24 protein-coding genes are annotated in these 23531 nt (G+C 71.3%); 9 read left to right on the plus strand and 15 right to left on the minus strand.

Annotation, left to right across the window (positions count from 1 at the left end; genetic code table 11):
* Positions 1-52 precede the first annotated feature (52 nt).
* The 6 genes from OG764_RS19655 to OG764_RS19680 form a co-directional block, all read right to left on the minus strand.
* A complete protein-coding gene (locus tag OG764_RS19655) occupies positions 53-1786 on the minus strand; it encodes a type VI secretion protein (RefSeq protein WP_328969719.1) in 1734 nt (577 codons plus the stop codon).
* Positions 1787-3205: an ATP-binding protein gene (locus OG764_RS19660; RefSeq protein WP_328969720.1), complete on the minus strand. Its 1419-nt coding sequence runs from the start codon at positions 3203-3205 to the stop codon at positions 1787-1789. It lies immediately after the preceding gene.
* A gap of 18 nt (positions 3206-3223) precedes the next feature.
* The gene (locus tag OG764_RS19665) at positions 3224-4777 is read right to left on the minus strand and encodes an SCO6880 family protein (protein WP_328973077.1); all 1554 of its coding nucleotides are present in this window, start codon (positions 4775-4777) and stop codon (positions 3224-3226) included.
* Positions 4778-4794: 17 nt separating this feature from the next.
* Entirely contained in the window at positions 4795-6159 is a 1365-nt protein-coding gene (locus OG764_RS19670) for a hypothetical protein (protein WP_328969721.1), read from the minus strand.
* On the minus strand, positions 6149-6991 hold the full coding sequence (locus OG764_RS19675; RefSeq protein WP_328969722.1) for a hypothetical protein: 843 nt from the start codon (positions 6989-6991) through the stop codon (positions 6149-6151). Before OG764_RS19675 ends, OG764_RS19670 begins: the two co-directional genes overlap by 11 nt.
* A 134-nt stretch (positions 6992-7125) precedes the next feature.
* Positions 7126-7434 carry a hypothetical protein gene (locus OG764_RS19680; protein ID WP_266999476.1) on the minus strand — a complete coding sequence of 103 codons (309 nt, stop codon included), beginning with the start codon at positions 7432-7434 and terminating at the stop codon, positions 7126-7128.
* Positions 7435-7960: 526 nt separating this feature from the next.
* Here OG764_RS19680 and OG764_RS19685 point away from each other — a divergent pair.
* Positions 7961-8662, plus strand: coding sequence for a hypothetical protein (locus tag OG764_RS19685; protein ID WP_328969723.1), 702 nt, complete (start codon positions 7961-7963; stop codon positions 8660-8662).
* A 111-nt stretch (positions 8663-8773) separates the two neighbouring features.
* Here the strand turns inward: OG764_RS19685 and OG764_RS19690 are convergent, their stop codons facing one another.
* Positions 8774-9649: a pentapeptide repeat-containing protein gene (locus tag OG764_RS19690; protein WP_443055988.1), complete on the minus strand. Its 876-nt coding sequence runs from the start codon at positions 9647-9649 to the stop codon at positions 8774-8776.
* 157 nt (positions 9650-9806) lie between these two features.
* On the opposite strand from OG764_RS19690, the gene OG764_RS19695 reads away from it, so the two are divergent.
* The 4 genes from OG764_RS19695 to OG764_RS19710 all read left to right on the plus strand — a co-directional run bounded on the left by OG764_RS19695 (position 9807) and on the right by OG764_RS19710 (position 13675).
* Complete coding sequence (locus tag OG764_RS19695; protein WP_328969724.1) at positions 9807-10415, plus strand: LysE family translocator; 609 nt, start codon at positions 9807-9809, stop codon at positions 10413-10415.
* A gap of 46 nt (positions 10416-10461) precedes the next feature.
* A complete protein-coding gene (locus OG764_RS19700) occupies positions 10462-11301 on the plus strand; it encodes a thioesterase family protein (protein ID WP_328969725.1) in 840 nt (279 codons plus the stop codon).
* Positions 11302-11759: 458 nt separating this feature from the next.
* The gene (locus OG764_RS19705) at positions 11760-12776 is read left to right on the plus strand and encodes a bifunctional lytic transglycosylase/C40 family peptidase (RefSeq protein WP_328969726.1); all 1017 of its coding nucleotides are present in this window, start codon (positions 11760-11762) and stop codon (positions 12774-12776) included.
* 188 nt (positions 12777-12964) lie between these two features.
* Positions 12965-13675, plus strand: coding sequence for a phosphatase PAP2 family protein (locus tag OG764_RS19710; protein ID WP_328969727.1), 711 nt, complete (start codon positions 12965-12967; stop codon positions 13673-13675).
* Between the two features lie 234 nt (positions 13676-13909).
* Here OG764_RS19710 and OG764_RS19715 read toward each other — a convergent pair whose 3' ends face one another.
* Both OG764_RS19715 and OG764_RS19720 read right to left on the minus strand, forming a co-directional pair.
* The gene (locus tag OG764_RS19715) at positions 13910-14182 is read right to left on the minus strand and encodes a hypothetical protein (protein ID WP_328969728.1); all 273 of its coding nucleotides are present in this window, start codon (positions 14180-14182) and stop codon (positions 13910-13912) included.
* 498 nt (positions 14183-14680) lie between these two features.
* Positions 14681-14965 (minus strand): hypothetical protein, encoded by a 285-nt coding sequence (locus OG764_RS19720; RefSeq protein WP_328973302.1) that lies wholly within the window; start codon positions 14963-14965, stop codon positions 14681-14683.
* A gap of 122 nt (positions 14966-15087) precedes the next feature.
* On the opposite strand from OG764_RS19720, the gene OG764_RS19725 reads away from it, so the two are divergent.
* Together OG764_RS19725 and OG764_RS19730 are read left to right on the plus strand one after the other, a co-directional pair.
* Positions 15088-15900, plus strand: a complete 813-nt coding sequence (locus tag OG764_RS19725; RefSeq protein ID WP_328969729.1) for a hypothetical protein — start codon at positions 15088-15090, stop codon at positions 15898-15900.
* Positions 15901-16052: 152 nt separating this feature from the next.
* Positions 16053-16208 (plus strand): hypothetical protein, encoded by a 156-nt coding sequence (locus OG764_RS19730; RefSeq protein WP_328973303.1) that lies wholly within the window; start codon positions 16053-16055, stop codon positions 16206-16208.
* A gap of 84 nt (positions 16209-16292) precedes the next feature.
* Here OG764_RS19730 and OG764_RS19735 read toward each other — a convergent pair whose 3' ends face one another.
* Complete coding sequence (locus OG764_RS19735) at positions 16293-16637, minus strand: metal-sensitive transcriptional regulator (protein WP_443055989.1); 345 nt, start codon at positions 16635-16637, stop codon at positions 16293-16295.
* Between the two features lie 191 nt (positions 16638-16828).
* Here OG764_RS19735 and OG764_RS19740 point away from each other — a divergent pair, with 191 nt between their 5' ends.
* A complete protein-coding gene (locus OG764_RS19740) occupies positions 16829-17449 on the plus strand; it encodes a DUF47 domain-containing protein (RefSeq protein WP_030157116.1) in 621 nt (206 codons plus the stop codon).
* Between the two features lie 5 nt (positions 17450-17454).
* Positions 17455-18453 carry an inorganic phosphate transporter gene (locus tag OG764_RS19745; RefSeq protein WP_328969731.1) on the plus strand — a complete coding sequence of 333 codons (999 nt, stop codon included), beginning with the start codon at positions 17455-17457 and terminating at the stop codon, positions 18451-18453.
* Positions 18454-18602: 149 nt separating this feature from the next.
* Here OG764_RS19745 and pstB read toward each other — a convergent pair whose 3' ends face one another.
* From pstB to OG764_RS19770, 5 genes are all read right to left on the minus strand, one after another.
* A complete protein-coding gene (gene pstB, locus OG764_RS19750) occupies positions 18603-19379 on the minus strand; it encodes a phosphate ABC transporter ATP-binding protein PstB (RefSeq protein WP_328969732.1) in 777 nt (258 codons plus the stop codon).
* Positions 19380-19407: 28 nt separating this feature from the next.
* The gene (gene pstA, locus OG764_RS19755) at positions 19408-20478 is read right to left on the minus strand and encodes a phosphate ABC transporter permease PstA (RefSeq protein ID WP_328969733.1); all 1071 of its coding nucleotides are present in this window, start codon (positions 20476-20478) and stop codon (positions 19408-19410) included.
* Positions 20475-21464: a phosphate ABC transporter permease subunit PstC gene (pstC, locus tag OG764_RS19760; RefSeq protein WP_328969734.1), complete on the minus strand. Its 990-nt coding sequence runs from the start codon at positions 21462-21464 to the stop codon at positions 20475-20477. Before pstC ends, pstA begins: the two co-directional genes overlap by 4 nt.
* 91 nt (positions 21465-21555) lie before the next feature.
* The gene (pstS, locus tag OG764_RS19765; RefSeq protein ID WP_328969735.1) at positions 21556-22698 is read right to left on the minus strand and encodes a phosphate ABC transporter substrate-binding protein PstS; all 1143 of its coding nucleotides are present in this window, start codon (positions 22696-22698) and stop codon (positions 21556-21558) included.
* A gap of 427 nt (positions 22699-23125) precedes the next feature.
* Entirely contained in the window at positions 23126-23527 is a 402-nt protein-coding gene (locus OG764_RS19770; RefSeq protein ID WP_328969736.1) for an NUDIX hydrolase, read from the minus strand.
* Positions 23528-23531 lie beyond the last annotated feature (4 nt).

Below are 23531 nucleotides of genomic sequence, written 5' to 3' on the forward strand. Positions count from 1 at the left end.
GGCCGCCGCTTGGACCGGACCGTTGTGAGGCCGGATGGCGTCACCGGCCCGGTCAGAGGGCCGGCAGGGCCGCCTCCGGCCAGCGGGCGCGGGCCTGCTCCGGGCTGCGGCACAGCGCGAGCATCGGCAGCGGGGGATCGGCGAGGAGCTGGGGGAGCTGCGGGATCGGGGCCACGGCCGCGATGTCGTCGAGCACCAGGGTGACTGGTGGGTCGAGCCGACCGTCGGATGACCGTGCGGCCATGCGGCGGCCGTGCTCGACCACGCTCGCGGTGAGCGCCGTCAGCAGAGGCATCGCCCCGGGGTTGGTCCGAGGGTCCTCGATGGGCTCACCCACCACATAGAGAGTCCCCCCTTCGTCCATGAAAGATGCCAGCGTGAGCGCATCTGTTCGATGCGGAGTGCACGCCTCGCGGATGTGGATGGAGGACAGGCAGGACAGCGCACGGACCGTCAGCGCCTGGGCGATCTCGCGGCGTTCGGGGTGGGCGGTGAGGGCGTTCTCGAACTCGCCGGCCAGACCCGGCGCGGCCTTCGGGTGGGTGCGCAGGATCCGGACGGGTTCGTTGGCGCCGCCGCCCTGGGCCCACCGGTGGACCTGCTTGAACGGGCGGTCGTCGAGCGCCGCCGCGTGCAGCCAGCTCCGCAGGAGCGTTTCCGCGGTGTCGGCCACGGCCGCGTCGATGCGGGCCTGCGGCCGTACGGGCGCCAGCAGGGCCACCGCGCGGGCGGCGGCGGTCTCCCGGTCAGTACAACCGCTGCCAGGGTGCCAGTGCATCCGGGCCGGGGTGTCGCACAGGTGCGAGGGATCGTAGAGGAGCACCGGGCCGAGCTTGGCCCGGGCGTCCTTGGTCTCCGCCCACAGGGCGGGGGAGGACGTGACGACCAGCACCGCGCCCTCCGCCTCGGCGATCCGCCGCGCGGCGCCGGCCAGCCGTTCGGCGGGGGTGCCGTACTGGAGGACCGGGGCGGGAGCCGTCTCATACGGGGCGCCGAGGCCGCCGACCGGGGCCGGCAGCTTGCGCAGCGGTACGTGGCCGGGGGCCGGTACGGGTACGTGGCCCGGCGCGTGGCCCGCCGTGGGAGGCGGGGACTGACCCGGCAGCGGGGCGGGCCCGGGACCCGGCCCCGGGGCGGGGGCCTGGCCGGGCAGGGGGACGGGCGACGGACCGGCCCCGGGCGCCGTACCGGGCGACGCGATGCCCGCCAGGGCGCCTGCCGTGCCGGGCGCCGCCATGCCCGTCGTACCGCTCGCCGCCCCGGCCGCCGGGGTCGCCAGGAACCCCGGCATCGCGGCCAGTTCGCGTACCGCCGCGGCCGCGGCGGCCGCCGCCATGGCCGCGGCCGCCGCCGTGGGGTCCTCCCGTACCGGCTCCGGCCGGGGTTCCGGGGCCGGGTCCGGGGTGAGGCGGGCGGCGCGGGCGCGGGCGCGGCGGGCCTTGGAGCGGGCGAAGACGCCGATGCCGAAGACGATCAGCACGAACAGCACCAGCAGCTCGCTGAGGAAGATCCCCCAGAAAAGGCCCCAGTTCGACAGCGCCGCCGGGTCGGTCGCCGGCCAGGCGGCTGCCACGTCGTGCGGTTGCGCTATCAGCGACTTCAGGGCGTCCGGAGTGTTCCGGAAGGTCACCGTCGAGGGCCAGGACCCCCGTGCGAACAGGGCTGCCAGGCCGGTGGCCGTCCACACCAGGACCGTCAGTCCCAGCAGGAAGGCCAGCAGGCCCACCAGCAGCCCGTCGGGGACACCGCCCCGCTCGCCCCGCTGCGCGGGCTTCTCACCGCTCATCTACGCCACCGTGGATTCCGCGGAGTCGCCGTTCATCTGCCGCTCGATCAGCAGAGCCCGTTCCTCCGCCTCCAGTTCCGCCGCCAGCACGTCCTCCGGTACCACCCGTTCCGGAGTCGAGGACTCCGTCATCGCGCGGTCCGTGTAGACGAGCGGGCGTTCCGCTTCGGTGATCAGGTGCTTGACCACCTGGACATTGCCGTTGACGTCCCAGACCGCGATGCCCGGGGTCAGCGTCGGGATGATCTCGACGGCCCAGCGCGGCAGGCCCAGCACCCGGCCCGTCGCGCGTGCCTCGTCGGCCTTCTGCGCGTAGATCGTCCTGGTCGAGGCCATCTTGAGGATGGCCGCGGCTTCCCGGGCCGCCGCTCCGTCCACCACGTCGGAGAGGTGGTGGACCACGGCGACGAAGGACAGGCCGAGCCGGCGCCCGAACTTCAGCAGCCGCTGGAACAGCTGGGCGACGAAGGGCGAGTTGATGATGTGCCAGGCCTCTTCGACCAGGAAGATCCGCTTCTTGCGGTCGGGCCGGATCCAGGTGTGCTCCAGCCAGACCCCGACGATCGCCATCAGGATGGGCATGGCGATCGAGTTGCGGTCGATGTGCGACAGGTCGAAGACGATCAGCGGGGCGTCCAGGTCGATGCCGACCGTGGTCGGGCCGTCGAACATGCCCCGCAGGTCGCCGTCGACCAGCCGGTCCAGGACCAGGGCCACGTCCAGGCCCCAGGCGCGCACGTCGTCTATGTCGACGTTCATGGACTCGGCCGACTCCGGCTCCGGGTGGCGGAGCTGCTCGACGATGTCGGTGAGGACGGGCTGCCGGTCGAGGATGGTCTCGTTGACGTAGGCGTGCGCGACCTTCAGCGCGAAGCCGGCGCGCTCGTCCAGGCCGTGCCCCATCGCGACCTCGATGATGGTGCGCAGCAGGGCCAGCTGGCCGGTGGTGGTGATCGCCGGGTCGAGCGGGTTGAGGCGGATCCCGCCGTCGGCCGCTGCGACCGGGTCCAGGCGGATGGGGGTTATCCCCAGCTGCTCGGCGATCAGGTTCCACTCGCCGACGCCGTCCTCGCCCTGCGCGTCGAGGACCACGACCTGGCGGTCCTTGAAGCGCAGCTGGCGCAGGACGTACGTCTTCTCCAGCGCGGACTTGCCGTTGCCGGACTCGCCGAGGACCAGCCAGTGCGGGGCGGGCAGCTGCTGGCCGTACAGCTGGAAGGGGTCGTAGATGTAGCCCTTCCCGCTGTAGACCTCGCGGCCGATGATGACGCCGGAGTCGCCGAGGCCGGGGGCGGCGGTCGGCAGGTAGACGGCCTGGGCTTGGCCGGTCGAGGTGCGCACGGGCAGCCGGGTCGTCTCGACCTTGCCGAAGAGGAAGCTGGTGAAGGCGTCCGTCAGCGCGGACAGCGGATCTCGCATGGCGGGTCTGCCCTCCAGCTAGCGTCGGATGCCGGTGGCGAACGGCAGGGTGTTCACGAAGGCGCGGTGGTGTTCGCGGTCGCACCACTCCAGCTTCAGGTAGGACTTGCCCGCCGAGGCGCGGATGGTGCGCTTGTCGCGGGCGAGGGCCTCCGGTGACCGCGAGGACACCGTGATGTACCCGACCAGGTTGACGCCCGCCGCACCGCTCGCGAGATCTTCACCCCTCTGGTCGAGCCGGCCGTGGGCGGCGATGTCCCGCGGGTCCACGGTGCGGTTCATCTTGGCGGCGCGGGAGGCGTCGGCCTCGTCGTTGGTCTTCTCGGTGAGCATCCGCTCGATGGCGACCTCGGTGGGTTCGAGGTCCATGGTGACGGCGACGGTGCGGATCACGTCCGGGGTGTGTACGAGGAGCGGGGCGAGGAAGTTGACGCCGACGGGGGTCATCGGCCATTCCTTCACCCAGGCCGTGGCGTGGCACCAGGGGGCGCGGGTCGAGGACTCGCGGGTCTTGGCCTGGAGGTAGGTGGGTTCGACCGCGTCGAGTTCGGCGGGCCAGGCGTTGCGCCGGGTCATGGCCTGGATGTGGTCGATGGGGTGGTCCGGGTCGTACATGGAGTGCACGAGGGAGGCCAGGCGGCCCTGTCCGAGCGGCTGGCGGACCCGGATGTCGGCCTCGGCGAGGCGGGCGCAGATGTCGGTGAGCTCGCGGGCCATGACCACGGCGAGGCCGGCGTCCTTGTCGAGCTTGCGGCCCTTGGCCGGGGCGGCGGCGCGGGCGGTGGTGTGGGCCTCGGCGGCGAGTTCGCGGGTGTAGTGCATGCAGGCCACGAGGTACGCGCGGTGCTGCTCGCTGGAGGTCGACACCATCGACTGGAGCTGGTCGTACGAGTCGCGGAGCCAGCCGGGCGCCTGCTGGTCGCCGCGCTGGGCGACGTCCTTGGCGTGCGCGTCGGGGTCGGCGGGCAGCGTACGGGCCAGCATCTGGAGGCGGGTGACGAAGCCGTCGCCGTTGGCCACGTGCTTGAGGAGGGTGCCGAAGCGGTCGACTAGGGCTTCCTGGTCCTCGCTGTCGCGCAGGCCGACGCCGGGTCCCTCGATCTCGATGGCCGCGGTGACGGTCCGGCGGTCGGCGTGCAGGAGGACGGCGATCTCGTCGGGTCCGAAGGGCGCGGCGAGCCAGTTGATCCGGCCGATGCCGGGGGGCGGGCCGACCTCGACCTCGCGGCGGTCGGAGGCTCTCGTCCCGGCCTCCATGGCGGCGGATCGGTACGTGGTGCCGCGGCGCAGGGTGCGCTTGTAACTGCGGTTGATCTCGAACCACTTGTAGAACGTGCGGTGCTTGTACGGCACGTACACCATGGCGAGGGAGACCATCGGGAAGCCGGCGAGGGCGACGATGCGCAGCATGAGGTTCGGGACGAGGAGTCCGCTCATCATGCCGAGGAAGGCACCCGCGATGATCAGGGCGATCTCGCCGGATTCGCGGTTCTTGCCGACGATCGCGTTCGGCCGGGCCCGGCCGATCAGATACGTGCGGCGGGGCGCGACCGGATGGATCTGGTGGGACATCTGGTGGGACTGGGCTGTCAACGCCCTTCACCTCCCTTGCCTGTGGTCCTGCTGGTGTGCGGTGTGTTCACTCCCGAGCCGCGTGGCGGGGGTGCGGCGGAGGGGACAGATCCGCCGCCGACCCCGCCGCCTCCACCGCCGCCCGACGGGCGGGAGCTGTGGGCCGCGACGCCGCCGGAGATCGGGTTGGCGGGCCGGGCCTCGCCGCCCCCGCCGCCCCGGTGGGCGCCCCGGCTGCTGTGGGTCTTGATGCCTTGGGAGACGAGGGAGGCCGGTGAGCTGATGACGGCGGCCGCCTGGGCGCCGTCGGTGGCCTTGCTGCGGTTCGTACGGGCCGAGGCGATCTCGTCGCCGAACCCGGGTACGAAACGGTAGATCATGGCGGACGCGAAGATCGCCAAGAGGATGATGGCGAGTCCTGAGACCACGGCGGAGAAGGCGTCGGGGCCCTTGTCGCCGGAGAGCGCGCCGGCGAGGCCGAGGACGATCACGATGACCGGCTTGATCAGGATGACGGCGATCATGATGCCCGCCCAGCGGCGTACGTGGCCCCACATGTTCCGGTCGACGAGGCCGGCGTACACGGCGGTGCCGAGGAGGGCGCCCACGTACAGCAGGGCGGCCCGGATGACGAGCTCCAGCCACAGGACGCCGGCGGCGACGACGGTGACGAGGGCGACGACGATCAGCATGATCGGGCCGCCGCCGATGTCCTCGCCCTTCTTGAGGGCCTCGGCGAAGGAGCCGAAGAACACGTCGGTCTGGCCGCCGGTGCCGGTGGCGATGACCTCGGTGACGCCGTCGGTGGCGGAGACGACGGTGTAGAGGATCAGCGGGGTGAAGGCGGAGGCGAGGACGGTCAGCCAGAGGAAGCCGATCGCCTCGGAGAGGGCGGTGGCCAGGGGTACGCCGCGGATGGCGCGCTTGGCCACGGCGAGCAGCCACAGCACCAGGGTGAGGACCGTGGAGGCGGCGAAGACGACGGCGTACTGGCGGAGGAAGGCGGCGTTGGTGAAGTCGACGTTGGCGGTGCCGTTGACCGCTTCGCTGAGCTTGCCGACGATCCACGCGGCGGCGTCGGCGCAGCCGCGGGCGAGCGAGGTCAGGGGGTCGAGGGCGTCGGTGGGGTTGGGCGCGAGGGTGTCCCTGCGCCCTGACCCGCCGGCCTTGTCGCCGTTCTCGCAATATTGCTTCGCGGGGCCGATGAGGAGGTCGCACGGGTCGTTGGCCGTCCCCGGGAGCTGGGTCGGCGTGGCACCGGGGGTCGTGGCCGGGGGTGTGGGAGCGGCGTAGGAACGTGCCGACAGCAGGACGAGTGCCGTCTGCATGCCGACGAGCACACCCGCTACGGCTCGGGCGCGGGTACGGAAGTTACCGGGCATAGGTGAAGCCTCCGTACTCCTGCACGGCCTTGCTGATGTCATCGGAAGTCGATGCGGGGACGTCCCCCGGAACGGGAGCAGGGCCGTCCTGCTGGTTGTCGGCCGTGATCTTCCAGTCGTTGCCCGACCAGGCCAGGTTGAAGGTCCAGGTCTTCCACAGGGTCCGCACGGGGTCGGTGGACTTGGGACCGGACATGCCGATGAGCCCCGTGTACCAGACCGCCACCTTGGCCCTCGTACCGTTGAAGCTCTCGATGCGTGTCCCGACCGGGACGGCCCGGGTCACGAACGCGCTGCCTTGTGGTGCGTCGCCGTTCGCGTCCAGCCCGAGCCTGCTGAGGAAAGCGGCGGAGTACGCCTCGTCCTGCGGGCCCTTCAACCGCTTCGCGGCCTCCGGCGTGTACACGGTGTCGACGATGAAGTGCCGCGAGTCCTTTTTGAACATGCCGTCAGAACCCAGCGCCACCGCGAAATTCGCGGCGGCCGACTGCGCGCCCTGTTCGTCGTGGGCGAAGCCGGAGGGGATGCCGGCGTTCTTGCCGTCCACCGGGCGGACGCCGGTCGGGGTGGTGGATTCGGCGCGCGGCGCCGGACCCTTCGCCTCGCCGCCCGGCTCCTCGTCGCCGCCCTGGTTCGCGAACGCGATCGCCGCGATCAGCAGTACGACGACGCCGACCACCGTGACCAGGCCGCGGGAGGCGCGGGCGGGCCGGCGGGGGCCGCCGTACGGGTCGCCGGTCGGCTCCGGGAGGCGGGTGCGGGTCTGGCCGGTGCCGCCGACCCGTCTGGTGGGTTCGTCTTCGTACCCGCCGTATCCGTCCTCGTGGCTCATGCCGCGTCCGCCCCCTCAGCCGTGTGCAGTCCTGCGTAGTACGACGGTAGCCGTGCCGGGTGCCGCGTGGACGCGGACTGGTGAGTCGTCATCAGGAAAGCAACCTCAGGGGGCCGACGGCGGGCAGGCGAGGGTCAGACGGCCATCCCGTACACGATCGTGAAGAGCGTGCCGAGGGATCCGATGATGAAGACACCGGTGAGTCCGGCCACGATGAGGCCCTTGCCCTGTTCGGCGCTGAAGGTGTCGCGCAGGGCCGTGGCCCCGATGCGCTGCTTGGCCGCGCCCCAGATGGCGATGCCGAGGCAGAGCAGGATCGCGACGGCCATGACCACCTCGATCATGACCTTCGCTTCGCTGCCGAGACTTCCGAACGGGCCCCAGTTCGGGGCGATTCCGCCGATGATGGTGGTGATGTCGCCCTTTTCGGCTGCCAGGATCATGTAACTCACCGCCCCAGTTGGGTAGTTCCGGTAGCCCATGCCCTGCGGCAGGGGTCACGCACTATCTTCGCTGATGAAACCGCCCGATTATGTCGACTTGGCGGCACTCTTTGCGCGAACTCTCCGCGCGCTTCTGCGAACCGGCGGTCGCACGGCCCTGACCTGGGCGTGGGCCGGTTCTATGCGAAGGCCTGCATGGTCACTCTGTGTACCACGGGGGTTGACGCCGGGCAATGACTGGCGGGAGGGGGAAAGGCGTGGCCCATCGGGGGGAGCCGTTCGCGGGGGTCCGTGTCCCCGTGGGGGTGGACCGCGTTGTGGAGGGGTTTGAGCGGTGCTCGGCGGGCCGCCGGGGACCCCCTCCGAGCTGCTCGTACCGCTGTCCGTGGGCGTGGCGTTGGGCCATCACACTGACTTTTGTCCGACATTCCGCCTTTCCTTCGATCTGAGAGGGCGGCGCGGGGGATGCTCCATCTCGCTTCCGGCCGAAGCACCTCCAAGTTCGTTACGACGAAGGAGCAAGCGCATGGGTCCTGTGACCAGGACTGGACGTCGCCATTGGCTCGTCGGCGGTTTCGTGCTGCCGATGGCCCTCGGCCTCGCGGGGTTCAGCACCCCCGTGTTCGCCGACACCGGCGGCGCGGCGGCGACGACCGCCGCGGTCGCCGAGCAGACGGCGGCCGGCGGTGGCGGCGGCGGGGACAAGTGCCCCAAGCCGCGGCCGCCGCGTGACCGTGACGACCTGCGGGCGGGCAGCAGCGGTTGCCCCGGGCCGCCCGGACCGCGGGGTCCCAGGGGCCCCAAGGGTGACAAGGGAGACCCCGGTGAACCGGGCGAGCAGGGCGAGCGGGGCGAACAGGGCCCGATCGGTCCCTCCGGTCCGGCGGGCCCTCCGGGCCCCTGTCAGAGCATCGACTCCTACCTGCCGTCCAATGCCGAGGAGTTCGCCCTCGCCGTGAAGAACGGCGTCGCTTCCCTCGGCCACCGGACGCGCGCGGGCGGCATGGGTGCATTCACGGCGTACACGTGGAACCCGCTGAACGACGGCGTCCAAGCGGCCTCGTACCCGGCGAACGTGTGCACGGGCACGCTCGCCTCGCAGGGCAATGACCTGTACCTCAAGGTCATGACGACGGGCGGGACTGTCTACCAGACCGTCTGCGCGACGAACGGCGTCGCCTTCCCCGTCTGCCCCAACCCGTGGGCGCAGATCACGGCGCAGCCCTGATCTCGGGGCAACGGTGATAGCCGGACTGGCTGCCGCACCCGGAGCACGAGCCGGGCGCGGCAGCCAGTAGGCGTTCCGGGCGGTCCGCCCCTGGCCGGGCTACGGCTGCCGCTACCAGTGCGCCGGGCGGGTCAGTCCCGCCGGGATGCGGGTGGTCTTGTCCCCCTTGGCGGCGTTGACCTGGGCCTGGGTGAGGAAGAGCGCGCCGGTCAGGTCCGCGCCCCGCAGGTCCGCGTCGCGCAGGTCCGCCCCGATGAGGTCGGCGAAGCGCAGGTCGGCCCGCTGGAGGTCGGCCGCGATCAGGTAGGCGCCGCGCAGGTTGGCGCCCCGCAGGTCGGTGCCGGCCAGCTTGGCGCCCATGAGGTCGGCGCCGCGGTGGTTCTTGCGGCGGCCGGGCACCTGGGCGGCCCGTACCAGCTCGCTCACCTGGAGGAGCAGCTCGCCGGTCGCGGCGCGCAGCGCGCCCGGGTCGGCGGCCTCCAGGGTGGCCGCGTCGGCGCGCGTGAGCTCCTCGGTACGGGCGAGGGTCCGGCGTACGGCCGGGTGGACGCTGCGGGCGGCGGGCTGGGCGAGCGCCTCGGTGAGGTACCAGAGCAGCTCGTGGAGCGTGCGCATCACCGGGAACACGTCGAACATCCGCTGCCGGCTCTCCGGGGCCGCACGCCAGTCGACGCCGCCGAAGGTCACCTGCGAGACCTGCTGCCCGGCCCCGAAGCAGTCGAAGACCGTGCAGCCGCGCCAGCCGTCGGCGCGCAGCCGGGTGTGGATGCCGCAGCGGAAGTCCTCCCGCAGGTTGCCGCACGCGGTGCCGGCGGGCTTGGTGACGGGGAAGTCGGCGGAGGCGGCGAAGGGCAGCGCCGCGCAGCACAGCGCGAAGCAGTTCGCGCAGTCGGCGCGGAGGTGGTCCCGTTCGGGTGCCGCGCCCCGGCCGCCGGTGCCGTGCTTCGGGGTCTTGCCGGGCCGGGTGGCCCGGGGGGTGTCGGACACGGTGTTCGCTCTCCTGCCGGTGCGGCACCGCTCGCGCCGCACGTGTCGTCGTACGCCGCCATTCTCCCCCGGTTGTTCCCGGAGTGCGGCGCCCTGCCCGCGGGCGCTGTCCGGGAAAACCGTTGATCGTTCGGGCGGGTGCGGCGAGCATCGCGGCATGACCGAATTGATCGCAGTGGCCGTCATCACCGTCCTCGCCGTCATCAGTCCCGGCGCCGACTTCGCGATGGTGGTCCGCAACAGCTACCTCTACGGCCGTCCCACCGGCCTGTTCGCCGCCGCCGGAGTCGCCGCGGGCGTCCTCGTGCACGTCACGTACACGATGCTCGGCGTCGGCCTCCTCATCGCGTCCTCGACCGCCCTGTTCACGGCGATCAAGCTGGCCGGCGCCGCGTACCTCGTCTACATCGGCGTACGGACCTTCCGGGCGCGCGCCGAGCTGACCGTGGACCTGGAGTCGAAGCCGCAGCTGAGCCCGCTGGGCGCGCTGCGCTCCGGCTTCCTCACCAATGTCCTCAATCCCAAGACCACCCTGTTCGTCGTCTCGACGTTCACGCAGGTCGTCGACCCGGGCACGGCGCTCTGGCAGCAGGCGGGCTACGGGCTCTTCATGGCCTTCGCGCACCTGGCGTGGTTCGGCGCGGTCGCGCTGTTCTTCTCCGACTCGCGGCTGCGCGACCGGATGCTCAAGGCGCAGAAGACGCTGAACCGGGCCATCGGCTCGGTGCTGGTGGGACTGGGCGTCGGCCTGGGCTTCGCGCGCTGACCACGTGAGCCCTGGCCGTTCCGGGTTACCCGGCGGTAGCGTTCCGGTGGTCGGGCAGGACGTACGGGTGGAAGGGCGGCACGGCATGGGCGGGCACGAGGCGTTCTACGAGCGGACCGACGAGGGGCGCTACCGCTCGACCGAGTCCACGCGAGGGCCGTGGGACGCCGGCTCCCAGCACGCGGGACCGCCCGCGGCGCTGCTGGGCCGAGCCGTCGAGGAGCGGCCGGACGCCCGCACCGACATGCGGATCGCGCGGATCACCTACGAGATCCTGCGCCCGGTGCCGATCGCGCCGGTGTCCGTGACCACGACCGTGCTGCGCGCGGGCCGCGGCACGGAGCTGGTGGAGGCGGCTCTCACCCCGGAGGGCGCCGACGCCCCGGTGATGCTGGCCCGCGCCCTGCGGATCCGGACCACCGCCGAGCCGGGCCCGGCGGTGGCGCAGGGCCCGCTGGTCGTCGCGCCCGGCGAGCTGCCTGCCGCGCCGTTCTTCCCGGTGCCGTGGGACGTCGGCTACCACACGGCCACGGAGACCCGCTTCGCGTTCGGCGCCTTCCTGGAACAGGGGCCGGCCGCGGCCTGGCTGCGCATGCGGGTGCCGCTGGTGGCAGGCGACGAACCCCGGCCCCTGGACCGGGTCCTGGTCGCGGCCGACTCCGGCAACGGCATCAGCAACGTCCTGGACTTCTCCCGGCACGTCTTCGTCAACGCCGACCTCTCCGTCCACCTGCACCGCCACCCGGTGGGCGAGTGGGTGTGCGTGGCGGCCCGCACCAGCGTGGACCCGTCCGGCCTCGGCCTGGCCGACGCACAGCTGCACGACGAGAAGGGCCCCATCGGCCGCAGCGCCCAGTCCCTGTTCGTGGCCGCCCGCCCGGCCTGAACCGGGCGGGACGCGCCTACGAGGAGTCCCCCGGGCCGGCCGGCCGAGCAGGGTCACGGCCTCCTCGCGCGCGACCGGCCGGAGGAAGCTCGAGTCGACGGCCTCGACGGCCTCGACGGCCTCGACGGCCTCGACGGCGGCGACGGCGGCGATCGCGCGCGGGGCCAGTGCCGCGCCGGCGTCCGTGACGCGCAGCAGCCTGGCGCGGGTGTCCTCGGGGCCGACCGCGCGCTCGACCAGGCCCTTGGCCCTCCAGCGCGCGCAGGAACCGCGAGGTCACCTTGACGTCGGTGCCGGCCTGGCGGGCCACGGTCAGCCGGTTGGCAGACCATATGGCCATGCGGTCATCCGGCCATGTGCGCGGCGTTCGCGCGCCCTGTGCGCTGGGTGGGGGAGACGGGCGGGCCGGTGTGCGTCAAACTGCCTTGAAGGGGCGGGGCATGGGGGAGTGTTGACGGATGCGCAGATTCTGGGTGGCCAGTGGGATCGGTACCGCGGTGTTCTTCTGCTTCATCGCGCTGCTCGTCGTCGGCACGTACTCCGCCGCCGCCGGGATCATGACCGGTGGCGGGCGGTTCGCGGGGCTGGCCAAGGGGGCGGTGCCGGCCAAGTACACGTCGCTCGTGCAGACCTGGGGCAATCTCTGTCCGGCGCTCAACCCCGCGCTGCTCGCCGCGCAGCTGTACCAGGAGAGCGGCTGGGACCCGGACATCGTGAGCCCGGCCGACGCCCGCGGCATCGCGCAGTTCATCCCCGACACCTGGCGGATCCACGGCATCGACGGGGACAAGGACGGGGACCGCGACATCTGGGACCCCAAGGACGCGATCCCGTCCGCCGCTTCGTACGACTGCTCGCTCGCCGCGGACGTGAAGGGCGTGCCGGGCGACCCGGTGAAGAACATGCTCGCCGCCTACAACGCGGGCCCGGGCGCGGTCCTCAAGTACCGCGGGGTGCCGCCGTACCGCGAGACCCGCAACTACGTGAAGGTCATCACGACCCTCGCGGAGAGCTTCGAGCGGCCGGTCGGGCGGATGGCGCCCTCGCGGCAGGCCGCCGGCGCCATCTACTTCGCGCAGAAGAAGCTCGGCACGCCGTACTTGTGGGGCGGCAACGGAACGCCCGACCAGAACGGCCGGTTCGACTGCTCGGGGCTCACTCAGGCCGCGTACCGGACGGTGAACATCGAGCTGCCGCGCGTGGCCAACGACCAGTACAACGCGGGTCCGCACCCCTCGCGGGACGAACTGCTCCCCGGTGACCTGGTGTTCTTCTCTGACGATCTGACAAACTCCCGCGAAATCCGGCACGTCGGCCTCTACGTGGGCGGCGGATACATGATCAATGCCCCGTTCACCGGTGCCGTGATCCGCTTTGACAAGATCGACACGCCCGACTACTTCGGTGCGACGCGGGTCACGAAGGACGGCGCCGAAGCGCTCCCCGTCCGGGCCGCGGCCGGCGACACACCGTAAGGCTCAGGCCCTGAGCTGCGACGATGAGTCACTCTTCGATAACGTTGGGGTGATCATTCGGTGGAGAGTGGAACGTACGCGCCAGAACGGGCGTTCCATGGTCTCGGGGGCTTGATCGCGGGGGGCGAAGGGACGCACACCGGCGTGCGTCCGCAGGGGACAAGGCAAGGGCAAGGGGCCACACCACCATGGCTGGACTCGCGGCGGGCGGGCCGAACCCCGATGTAAGCCTGCTCTACGGCATCAACGGCCTTGCGGAGGCCACCCCCGGCTGGTTCGACCGGGCCGTCGCCCTCGTCGGCGAGTACGGCATCCTGCTCGCCCTCGTCCTGCTCGTCCTGTGGTGCTGGCGCGGCGCGCGCCGCCAGGGCGACTCCGCCGCCGTCGACTCCTTCGTCGCCCTCGTGTGGGCACCGCTCGCCGCCGGCATCGCCCTGCTGATCAACGTGCCGCTGCGCGGATTCGTGGGGCGGCAGCGGCCGTTCAAGGCGCACGATGGCCTTGAGGTGCTGGTCCCCGGCAAGACCGACTTCTCCTTCGTCAGCGACCACGCGACCCTCGCGATGGCGCTCGGCGTCGGGTTGTTCATCGCCCACCGCCGGCTGGGCCTCATCGGCATCGGGCTCGCCCTCGCCGAGGGCTTCAGCCGGGTCTACCTCGGCGTGCACTACCCCACCGACGTGGTGGGCGGCTTCGCGCTCGGGACCGCCGTGGTCCTGCTCCTCGCGCCGCTCGCGATGGCCCTCCTCGCGCCCGTGGTCAGGGCCGTCGCCCGGTCGTCCCGCATGCGGTGGCTCGTACGCTCGCGGGCGGTCGAGCGGCCGCTGGCCGTGGACCTGAACCAGGCTCATGCCGGCGCGCCGGGCGAGGGCTTCCCCGAACGGGACCTGGCTGCCTGACGCCCCGCCGGGGGTGCGGTTGCGGGGCGTGCCTGACGCCCCGTCTGGGCGGTTGCTTCGCGTGCCCTTTGCGCTGCCGGGGGTTCTGGTCCCGGACGACCCGTCAGCCGCGGAGGTAGAGGACGACGGCCGCCAGCAGGCACAGGGCCGCCCCGCCGAAGCAGGCGCGTACCGCCGCGCGGCCGCCCGCCGCGGTACGGGCGGCCGGTCCGGGGCGCCGGGCCCCGTCGCCGGTCAGGGCTCGCCGCCCTGCTGGGCTTCGCGCCGGTGGCGCGAGCGCAGCCACAGGCCCGTGGCGGTGGCGGCCGCGGTCGTGGTCCCGATGGCCAGCGCGACGTCGGCGGGGCCGTCCGCCGTGCCGACCGGGCGGGCCGCCGGTTTGTGGTGGGGCCGCTGCGAGGGCTTGCCCGTTGGTCGCTGACCGGCCCACGCCTGGTGCGGGGCGACGGCGAACAGGAAGACCCATGCGAGTACGGCGATCCGGGGTGCGGCTGCAGGTCCTGGCATGGGCTCCGCCCTGTCGAGGAGGTCCCCCCTCCTGGGTCCAGGGCACCCGGCCGGTGCGGAGGTTGCCACCTGGGTGAGCTGTCCGGGCGACCCTGGGCGGCCGTGGCCGCCGGGATGGCCGTGGCGCACCCCTTGGCTTCGCCGACGCCCGGGGTGACCACCTCCAGTCTCACCGGCTGCCCGAGGTGGCCGCCGCCAGTCTCAATGGCTGCCCGGGGGCCCCTTCCAGTCTCGCTGGCTGCCCGGGGAGCCACCTCCAGTCTCACTGGCTGCCCGAGGTGGCCGCCGCCAGTCTCACTGGCTGCCCGAGGGGCGACTTCCAGCCCCTCCGGCGTTTGAGGAGCGGTCCGGGCGGAGCCCGGTGCCCGGCGTCAGCCGGGTTGTCTTGGGGCTCCGCCCCAAACCCCGCGCCTCAAACGCCGGCGAGGCTGGATGTTGCCGCACGCAACGCCGACAAGCCCGGGAGTTGACGAGGCCGGGGGTACCGCTGCCGGCCGGTCAGGCGGGGTGGGTGTTGTGGGCGGCGGCGTCTTTGCGGGCGAGGTCGCGGGAGCGGCGGGCCGGGCCGCGCCAGCCGCAGCTGCACCGGGCCGTGCAGAACGAACCCCGTTCGGTGGTGCTGGCGTGGTGCGCGGGCTCCGCCAGGGCCGGCACGCGCGGCTCGGGGACGGCCGCGGGAGGGGCGGCCGACGTGGTGGCCGGAGGGGTGGGCCCGGGGGTGGTGGGACGGGGGGTGGCGGCGGAGAGCGGAGCGGCTTGGGGCGCTGCGAAGTGCGTGTCCACACCACCCACGGTACCTGGCGCCGACAGGGGCCCGTCCCGTGACGGGGAACCCCGGGGCTCGTTATCCGGAGCGGGTGGGGGCCTCGGGCAAGCAGCGGTCACGCGTTGGGGGTTGGCAGGCGATGGTGGTGCAGCGGCACAGGCGCACAGGCGGGGCGTGGATCGCCGTCGCGGCGGTGCTGGGGGTGGTGGGTACGGCCTCCGGATGCGGTGCCGAGCAGCCCCCGGCGCCGGACGCGGGCGAGGCGGTGCGCGGCGCCGCCGACGCGCTGACCCGCGCGGGCAGCGCACGGGCGCGTACGGCGATGGAGATGGCCACGGGCGGTACCCGGGTCACCATCCGCGGCGAGGGCGGGGTGGACTTCCGCAACCGGCTCGGCCAGCTGCTGGTGATGCTGCCCGCCGACGTGACGGGCAAGGCCGGCCACCGGCCGATCACCGAGCTGCTGGCGCCCGGCGCGCTCTACATGAAGAACCGGGGCGCGGGCGTGCCCGCCGACAAGTGGGTACGGGTGGACACCGCCTCGCTCGCCGACGGCAACCTGGTCACCGGCGGGGCCACCGACCCGATGGCCGCGGCGGAGCTGCTGCGCGGCGCGCAGGACGTCACGTACGTGGGGGAGACCGAGCTCGCGGGGACCAAGGTCCGGCACTACCGCGGGACGACGGACCTCGGGCGGGCGGCGCGCAGTGCTGCTCCGCACGCGCGGGCGGCGCTGCTGGCCGCGGCGAAAGGGTTCAGCAAGGACACGGTGCCCTTCGACGTCTATCTCGACGAGGCCGGGCTGCTGCGGAAGGTCCGGCACCGTTTCAGCTATGTCAACAATGGCGTGATCGATGTCTCATCGACGACGCTCCTGTTCGGATTCGGTACGCCGGTGACCGTGCAATTGCCGCCAAGCAGGGACATCTTCGCGGGGAAGATCGCCGACTAGGGCGGCGGACGGCGCCAACGGGCCATCGGCGGGTATCCGGAAATGGTCCATCCGTGTCATGCGCGGCCGGTGGCGGTCTCCCTACGCTGAGAAGCCGGTGACCGATGCCGTGCCGGTGACCGTGCCGACGGCGGCAGGAAGAGGTGGTGCGCGTGACTCCGGCAGCAGTCGGGACGGCTGTCCAGGACCACGTGGCCCTCGCCGAGATCGAGCTGTGCGGTGAGCTGATCATCGCGGCTTCCGCGGTGGACGAGGAGCGTCTCAGCCTGGACCGCATCGACGAGGTGCTGCTCGTCCGCTGCGCGTAGCAGGGAAGAGGAAAGAGAAAAGGGGCGTGGCGTGCGCCGCGCCCCGGCTCCCCCCGGCTCCCCGATCGTGTGGGTCCGGCGCGGTCAGGTGCGCAGCAGGCGGGCGATGGCCTTTGTGGCTTCCTCTACCTTGGCGTCGATCTCGGTGCCGCCCTTGACGGCCGCGTCGGCCACGCAGTGCCGCAGGTGCTCCTCCAGGAGCTGGAGCGCGAAGGACTGGAGCGCCTTCGTGCTGGCCGAAACCTGCGTGAGTATGTCGATGCAGTAGACGTCCTCGTCGACGAGGCGCTGGAGTCCGCGGATCTGCCCCTCGATCCGGCGCAGTCGCTTGAGGTGTTCGTCCTTCTGGTGGTGGTAGCCGTGCACGGCGCCCGCGTCGAGCGCGTGACCGGCGGCTTCCGGCTCCGTGGTGGTGTCTGAGGTGGTCATGCGTCCTCCCGTGGTCACCTGAGGGCATATACCCCTCATGGGTATAGGATATCGGGCTTTGCCTGATGGGGCAGGGCTTGTGCTCCCCACTCTGCCTGATGGAGGACACTGGGGAACTGCCGGTTAGCCGTGGCCGGAGGATGCGCCTAGCATCAGCCTGACCGAATCCAATGCACCCCGAGGACCTCACCGTGCGATTTCGTCTGACCCCCAGGGAGACGAGCTTCTACGACATGTTCGCCGCATCCGCGGACAACATCGTCACGGGCTCGAAGCTCCTGATGGAACTGCTCGGAGCGGACTCGTCCGCCCGGGCCGAGATCGCGGAACGGATGCGGGCGGCGGAGCACGCGGGGGACGACGCCACGCATGCGATCTTCCACCAGCTGAACTCCTCGTTCATCACGCCGTTCGACCGCGAGGACATCTACAACCTGGCCTCGTCGCTCGACGACATCATGGACTTCATGGAGGAGGCGGTCGACCTGGTCGTCCTCTACCAGGTGGAAGAGCTGCCCAAGGGTGTAGAGCAGCAGATCGAGGTCCTGGCGCGCGCGGCCGAGCTGACCGCCGAGGCCATGCCGCACCTGCGGACGATGGACAACCTGACCGAGTACTGGATCGAGGTCAACCGCCTCGAGAACCAGGCCGACCAGATCCACCGCAAGCTCCTCGCCCAGCTCTTCAACGGCAAGTACGACGCCATCGAGGTCCTCAAGCTCAAGCAGATCGTGGACGTCCTCGAAGAGGCCGCGGACGCGTTCGAGCACGTGGCGAACACGGTGGAGACCATCGCGGTCAAGGAGTCCTGAACCTCGTGGACACCTTTGCGCTGGTCGTGACCATTGGTGTCGCGCTCGGCTTCACGTACACCAACGGCTTCCACGACTCCGCGAACGCCATCGCGACCTCGGTCTCCACGCGGGCGCTGACCCCGCGGGCGGCCCTGGCGATGGCTGCGGTGATGAACCTCGCCGGCGCCTTCCTCGGCAGCGGGGTCGCCAAGACCGTCAGCGAGGGCCTGATCGAGACGCCCCACGGCAACCGGGGCATGTGGATCCTCTTCGCGGCGCTGGTCGGCGCGATCGTCTGGAACCTCGTCACCTGGTACTTCGGGCTGCCCTCGTCCTCCTCTCACGCCCTCTTCGGCGGCATGGTCGGCGCGGCGCTGGCCGGCGGCACGGACGTCATCTGGTCGGGCGTGATCGAGAAGGTCGTCATCCCGATGTTCGTCTCGCCGGTGGTCGGCCTCGTGGTCGGCTACCTGGTGATGGTCGCGATCCTGTGGATGTTCCGGAAGGCCAACCCGCACAAGGCCAAGCGCGGTTTCCGTATCGCGCAGACCGTCTCGGCGGCGGGCATGGCGCTCGGCCACGGTCTCCAGGACGCGCAGAAGACGATGGGCATCGTGGTGATGGCCCTGGTCATCGCCGAGGTCGAGGGTCCGGGCGACCCGATCCCGGTGTGGGTCAAGATCTCCTGCGCCGTGATGTTGTCGCTCGGCACGTACGCGGGTGGCTGGCGCATCATGCGCACGCTGGGCCGCAAGATCATCGAGCTGGACCCGCCGCAGGGCTTCGCGGCGGAGACCACCGGTGCCTCGATCATGTTCGGCTCGGCGTTCCTCTTCCACGCGCCGATCTCCACCACCCACGTGATCACCTCGGCGATCATGGGTGTGGGGGCGACCAAGCGGGTGAACGCGGTCCGCTGGGGCGTCGCCAAGAACATCATCCTCGGCTGGTTCATCACGATGCCGGCCGCGGCCCTGGTCGCGGCGCTCAGCTTCTGGATCGTCAACCTCGCGTTCGTCTGATCCCGGGCCCGGGGAGCGTTCCCCGGGTGGCCGCGGGTGGCCGCGGGCACGGGCAAATGAGTGGGCCCGCCCCCTTCACAGGGGGCGGGCCCTTCGCCTTGCGGTGGCACCGCCATGCAGCACCGCAGGACGTCTTGCTCCGATTCGGCTCAGCCGAAGCGGCCCGAGATGTAGTCCTCGGTGGCCTGGACGGACGGGTTGGAGAAGATCCGGTCCGTGTCGTCGAGTTCGATGAGCTTGCCGGGCTGGCCGACCGCCGCGAGGTTGAAGAACGCGGTGCGGTCGGAGACGCGGGCGGCTTGCTGCATGTTGTGCGTCACGATGACGATCGTGAAGCGCTCCTTCAGCTCGCCGATCAGGTCCTCGATGGCGAGGGTGGAGATCGGGTCGAGGGCGGAGCAGGGCTCGTCCATCAGCAGGACCTCGGGCTCGACCGCGATGGCGCGGGCGATGCACAGGCGCTGCTGCTGGCCGCCGGACAGGCCCGAGCCGGGCTTGTTCAGGCGGTCCTTGACCTCGTTCCAGAGGTTGGCGCCCTTGAGGGACTTCTCGACGATGTCCTGGAGCTCGCTCTTGCGGAAGTTGCCGTTCAGACGCAGGCCCGCCGCCACGTTGTCGAAGATCGACATGGTGGGGAAGGGGTTGGGGCGCTGGAAGACCATGCCGACGGTGCGGCGGACGGCGACCGGGTCGATGCCCGGGCCGTACAGGTTCTCGTCGTCCAGGAGCACCTTGCCCTCGACGCGGCCGCCGGGGGTGACCTCGTGCATGCGGTTCAGGGTGCGCAGGAAGGTGGACTTGCCGCAGCCGGACGGGCCGATGAAGGCCGTCACGGAGCGCGGCTCGACGGTCATGGAGATGTCGTCGATGGCCTTGTGGTTGCCGTAGAAGGCGGAGAGACCGGAGACGTCGATGCGCTTGGCCATGTGAATCAGCTTCTTTCGTTCGGCTGCGTCAGCGGCCGGTCTTCGGGGCCTTCCAGCGGGCGATGCCGCGGGCCACCAGGTTGAGGATCATGACGAAGGCGATCAGGACGAGGGCTGCGGCCCAGGCCCGGTCGAGCGCGGCGTCGGTGCCTACGGAGTACTGCTCGTACACGTAGAGCGGGAGCGACGACTGCGCGCCTTCGAAGGGGTCCGGGTTGATCAGCTTCGTGCCGAAGACGAGCAGCAGCACCGGGGCGGTCTCACCTGTGATGCGGGCTACGGAGAGCATCACGCCGGTGGTGATGCCGCCGATGGCCGTGGGGAGGACCACCTTCAGAATGGTGCGCCACTTCGGGACTCCGAGCGCCAGCGAGGCCTCGCGGAGTTCGTTCGGGACGAGCTTGAGCATCTCCTCGGTGGACCGGACGACGACCGGCATCATCAGGATGGCCAGCGCCATGGCGCCCGCGAATCCGGAGGGCCCGAAGCCCAGCATCAGATTCCAGGTCGCGAGGATGAACAGGCCCGCGACGATCGACGGGATGCCGGTCATGACGTCGACGAAGAAGGTGACCGCCTGGGCCAGCTTCCCGCGGCCGTACTCGACGAGGTAGACCGCCGTGAGCATGCCGATGGGCGCCGCGATCAGCGTGGCGATGCCCACCTGCTCCAGGGTGCCGAGCAGGGCGTGGTAGACGCCGCCGCCCTCTTCCGCGTCGAGCAGGCCGCTCATCGAGTGGCTCAGGAAGTACGCGTCGAGGACCTTGATGCCCTTGGAGATCGTGACCCAGGCGAGCGAGAGCAGCGGGATGACGGCGAGGACGAAGCAGACCCAGACGAGGCTGGTCGCGACGCGGTCCTTGCCCTGGCGGCTGCCTTCGACCTTGCTGGTGATCGCGTAGGTGCCGGCCACGAAGATCAGGGCGGCGAGCAGGCCCCACTGGACCTTGCTGTGCAGCCCGGCGCCGAGGCCGATGGCCGTGCCCGCGGCGATGGAGCCCGCGGCGATCGCGGCCGGCGCCCAGCGGGGCAGCCGCGCGTGGCTGAGGGACTTGTGCAGGGAGGACGCGGGGCGCGTGTCCTGGACGAGCTGGCTCATGCGTTGGCCCCCGAGTACTCCTTGCGGCGCGCAATGATCATGCGGGCGGCGCCGTTGACCAGCAGGGTGATGACGAAGAGGACGAGACCGGAGGCGATGAGCGCGTCACGGCCGAACTCGTTGGCTTCGTTGAACTTCGCGGCGATGTTCTGCGCGAACGTGCCGCCGCCCGGGTCCAGCAGGTGGCCGGAGATCAGGAAGCTCGGGGAGAGCACCACGGCGACGGCCATCGTCTCGCCGAGCGCGCGGCCGAGGCCGAGCATCGAGGCGCTGATGATGCCGGAGCGGCCGAAGGGCAGGACGGCCATGCGGATGACTTCCCAGCGCGTGGCGCCGAGGGCCAGGGCGGCCTCCTCGTTCGCACGGGGCGCCTGGAGGAAGACCTCACGCGTGACGTTGGTGATGATCGGCAGGATCATGATCGCCAGCAGGATGCCGACCGTGAACATGTTCCGGGCGATGCCTTCGCTGGTCTTGTCGAAGATGTACGTCCAGCCGAGGAACTGGTCGAGCCAGGAGTTCAGGCCGCCCAGGTACGGGACCAGGAAGACCGCGCCCCAGAGGCCGTAGATGATGCTCGGGACGGCGGCCAGCAGGTCGACCAGGTAGCCGAGCGGGCCGGCCAGCTTGCGCGGGGCGTAGTGCGAGATGAACAGCGCGATGCCGATGGCGACCGGCACGGCGATGACCATCGCGATGATCGAGCTGACGACCGTGCCGTACACGAGGACGGCGATGCCGAAGACCGGCGGGTCACCGGCCGGGTTCCACTCCGAGGTGGTGAGGAAGTTCGCCTCGTCCTCGGAGATGGCCAGGACCGTGCGGTAGGTCAGGAAGGCCGCGATGGCGGCCATGATCACCAGAAGGGTGATGCCGGATCCCCGGGAGAGGCCCAGGAAGATCCGGTCGCCGGCGCTGCCGGGGCTGCGCCGTTTGCGGGACACGGCGGAGCGCGGTGCCTCTTCGGTTCGAGTCGATATGTCCATGATTTCTCCGGTCTGCGGAGCGGAACGCTCCAGGCGGCGGTGCACCGGATGGTGCGGGCGGCTCCGCAGTCGCGGAGCCGCCCGCGGTGGGTCAGGAGAGGGTGGGGACGATCGCGCGGACCTTGGCCGCGATCTCGGCCGGCATCGGCGCGTAGTGCGCGTCGGCGAGGGCCTTCTGGCCGGCCTCGCTGATGGCGTAGTTGAGGAACGCCTTCATCGTCGGCAGGGTCTCGGCCTTGTTGCCCTTGTCGCAGGCGATCTCGTACGTCACCAGGACGAGCGGGTAGGCGCCCTCGGCCTTGGTGGTGTAGTCGAGCTTCAGGGCGACGTCGTTGCCGGTGCCCTTGACCTTGGCGGCGGCGATCGCCTTGGAGGCGTTCTCCGTGCTGGCCTCGACCGGGGCGGAGGCGCCCGTGTTCATGGCGACGGTCTTGATCGAGCTGTTCTTCGCGTACGAGAGCTCGAAGTAGCCGATCGCGCCGTCCGTGTCCTTGACGTTCGAGGCGACGGAGGAGGAGCCGTTGGCGGCCTGGCCACCGGGGGCCAGCCACGACTTCGACTTGGGGTCGTGCTTCCAGTCGGCCGGAGCGGCCTCGGAGAGGTACTTGCCCAGGTTCTGGGTGGTGCCGGACTCGTCCGAGCGGTGGAACGCCTGGATGGCGGTGCCCGGGAGCTTCACGCCCGGGTTGAGCTTGGCGATCGCCGCGTCGTCCCACTTCTTGATCTTGTCGTCGAAGATCTTGGCGAGGGTCGGGGCGTCGAGGACGAGCTTGTCCACACCGCTCAGGTTGTAGCCGATGGCGATGGGGCCGCCGACCATCGGCAGGTTGATGCCCTGGCCGGTCTTGCAGATCTTCTTCGATTCGGCGACCTCCTCCTCCTTCAGCGCGGAGTCGGAGCCGGCGAACGAGACCTGGCCCTGGTTGAACTTGGTGATGCCGCCACCGGAGCCGATGGCCTGGTAGTTGATCTCCACGCCGGGGCAGGTGGCCTGGAAGCCCTTGACCCACAGGTCCATGGCGTTCTTCTGAGCGGTCGAGCCGGCCGCCAGGAGCTGGCCCTTGGCGCCCTCACAGGCCTTCGCGTCACCGGTCGGGGCGGCCGCAGCGGTGCTGCCGTCCTTCGGGGACTTGGTGTTGTCGTCGGAGCCGCACGCCGTGAGGACCAGGGCGCCGGACACGACGAGGGCCCCGAGGGCGGAGGCACGAAGCCGGTTCTTGCGCTGAAGCTTCACTTTCGGGTGTTCCTTCCAGGAGCCGCCGGTCTCGTTGATCTCAGGCGGCGTGCGAAGAGGACTACTAAGGGGTTACGTCTCGATGCGCGGCGGGTGGACTCGTTCCCGTCCGACGTGCGCCGTGCACGATTGAAATTAGGCAGATCAGATGAAGCGACCGACCGAAGAGAGTGAACGGACGGTGAACCATGGCGGACGGCATGGTGCGCCCCCGGGCGACTTGGGCCTGATACGGCCGATCCCGACGGGCCCGCGGGGCCGGGCGGGGCCGGGGAGCGCGGGGCGGACGGGGATCGCTTTTCGGCCAGCGTGACAGACCCCGGGGGCGTTCACCAGCGGGTGCCGGGTGCCGGGTGCCGGGTGCCGGGTGCCGGGCGCGGGGGGCAGCGCCGCGCGGTGCCGGCGCCGTGCCGGCAGGTCCGGGGCGTCAGTGGAGGGCGTTCAGGGCGCTGTCCAGGAGGGCGCGGTCGCGGGGGTGGCTGACGCGGTTGCGGGCGGCGGCCGGGGAGAGCCAGAGGATCCGGTCGACCTCCTTGGACGGCGTGAAGGTGCCGCCGAGGGCCTCCGCGGCCCAGTAGTGCACCGTCTTCGACAGCCCGCCCACGTAGTAGTGCGCCGCGGGGAGGGCGGTGCCGAGCGCGCAGCTCTGGCCGGTCTCCTCGCGCACCTCCCGGACCGCGGCACGGTCCGGGGTCTCGGACTTCTTCAGCTTCCCCTTCGGGTGCGACCAGTCGTCGTACCGGGGGCGGTGGACCAGGCAGATCTCCAGGCAGTCGTCCCACGGGGAGCGCCGCCACAGTACGCACCCCGCCGCCTCCAGGTCGCTCATGCCG

Origin of the sequence: Streptomyces sp. NBC_00239 (assembly GCF_036194065.1) — a bacterium.
Classification (GTDB): domain Bacteria; phylum Actinomycetota; class Actinomycetes; order Streptomycetales; family Streptomycetaceae; genus Streptomyces.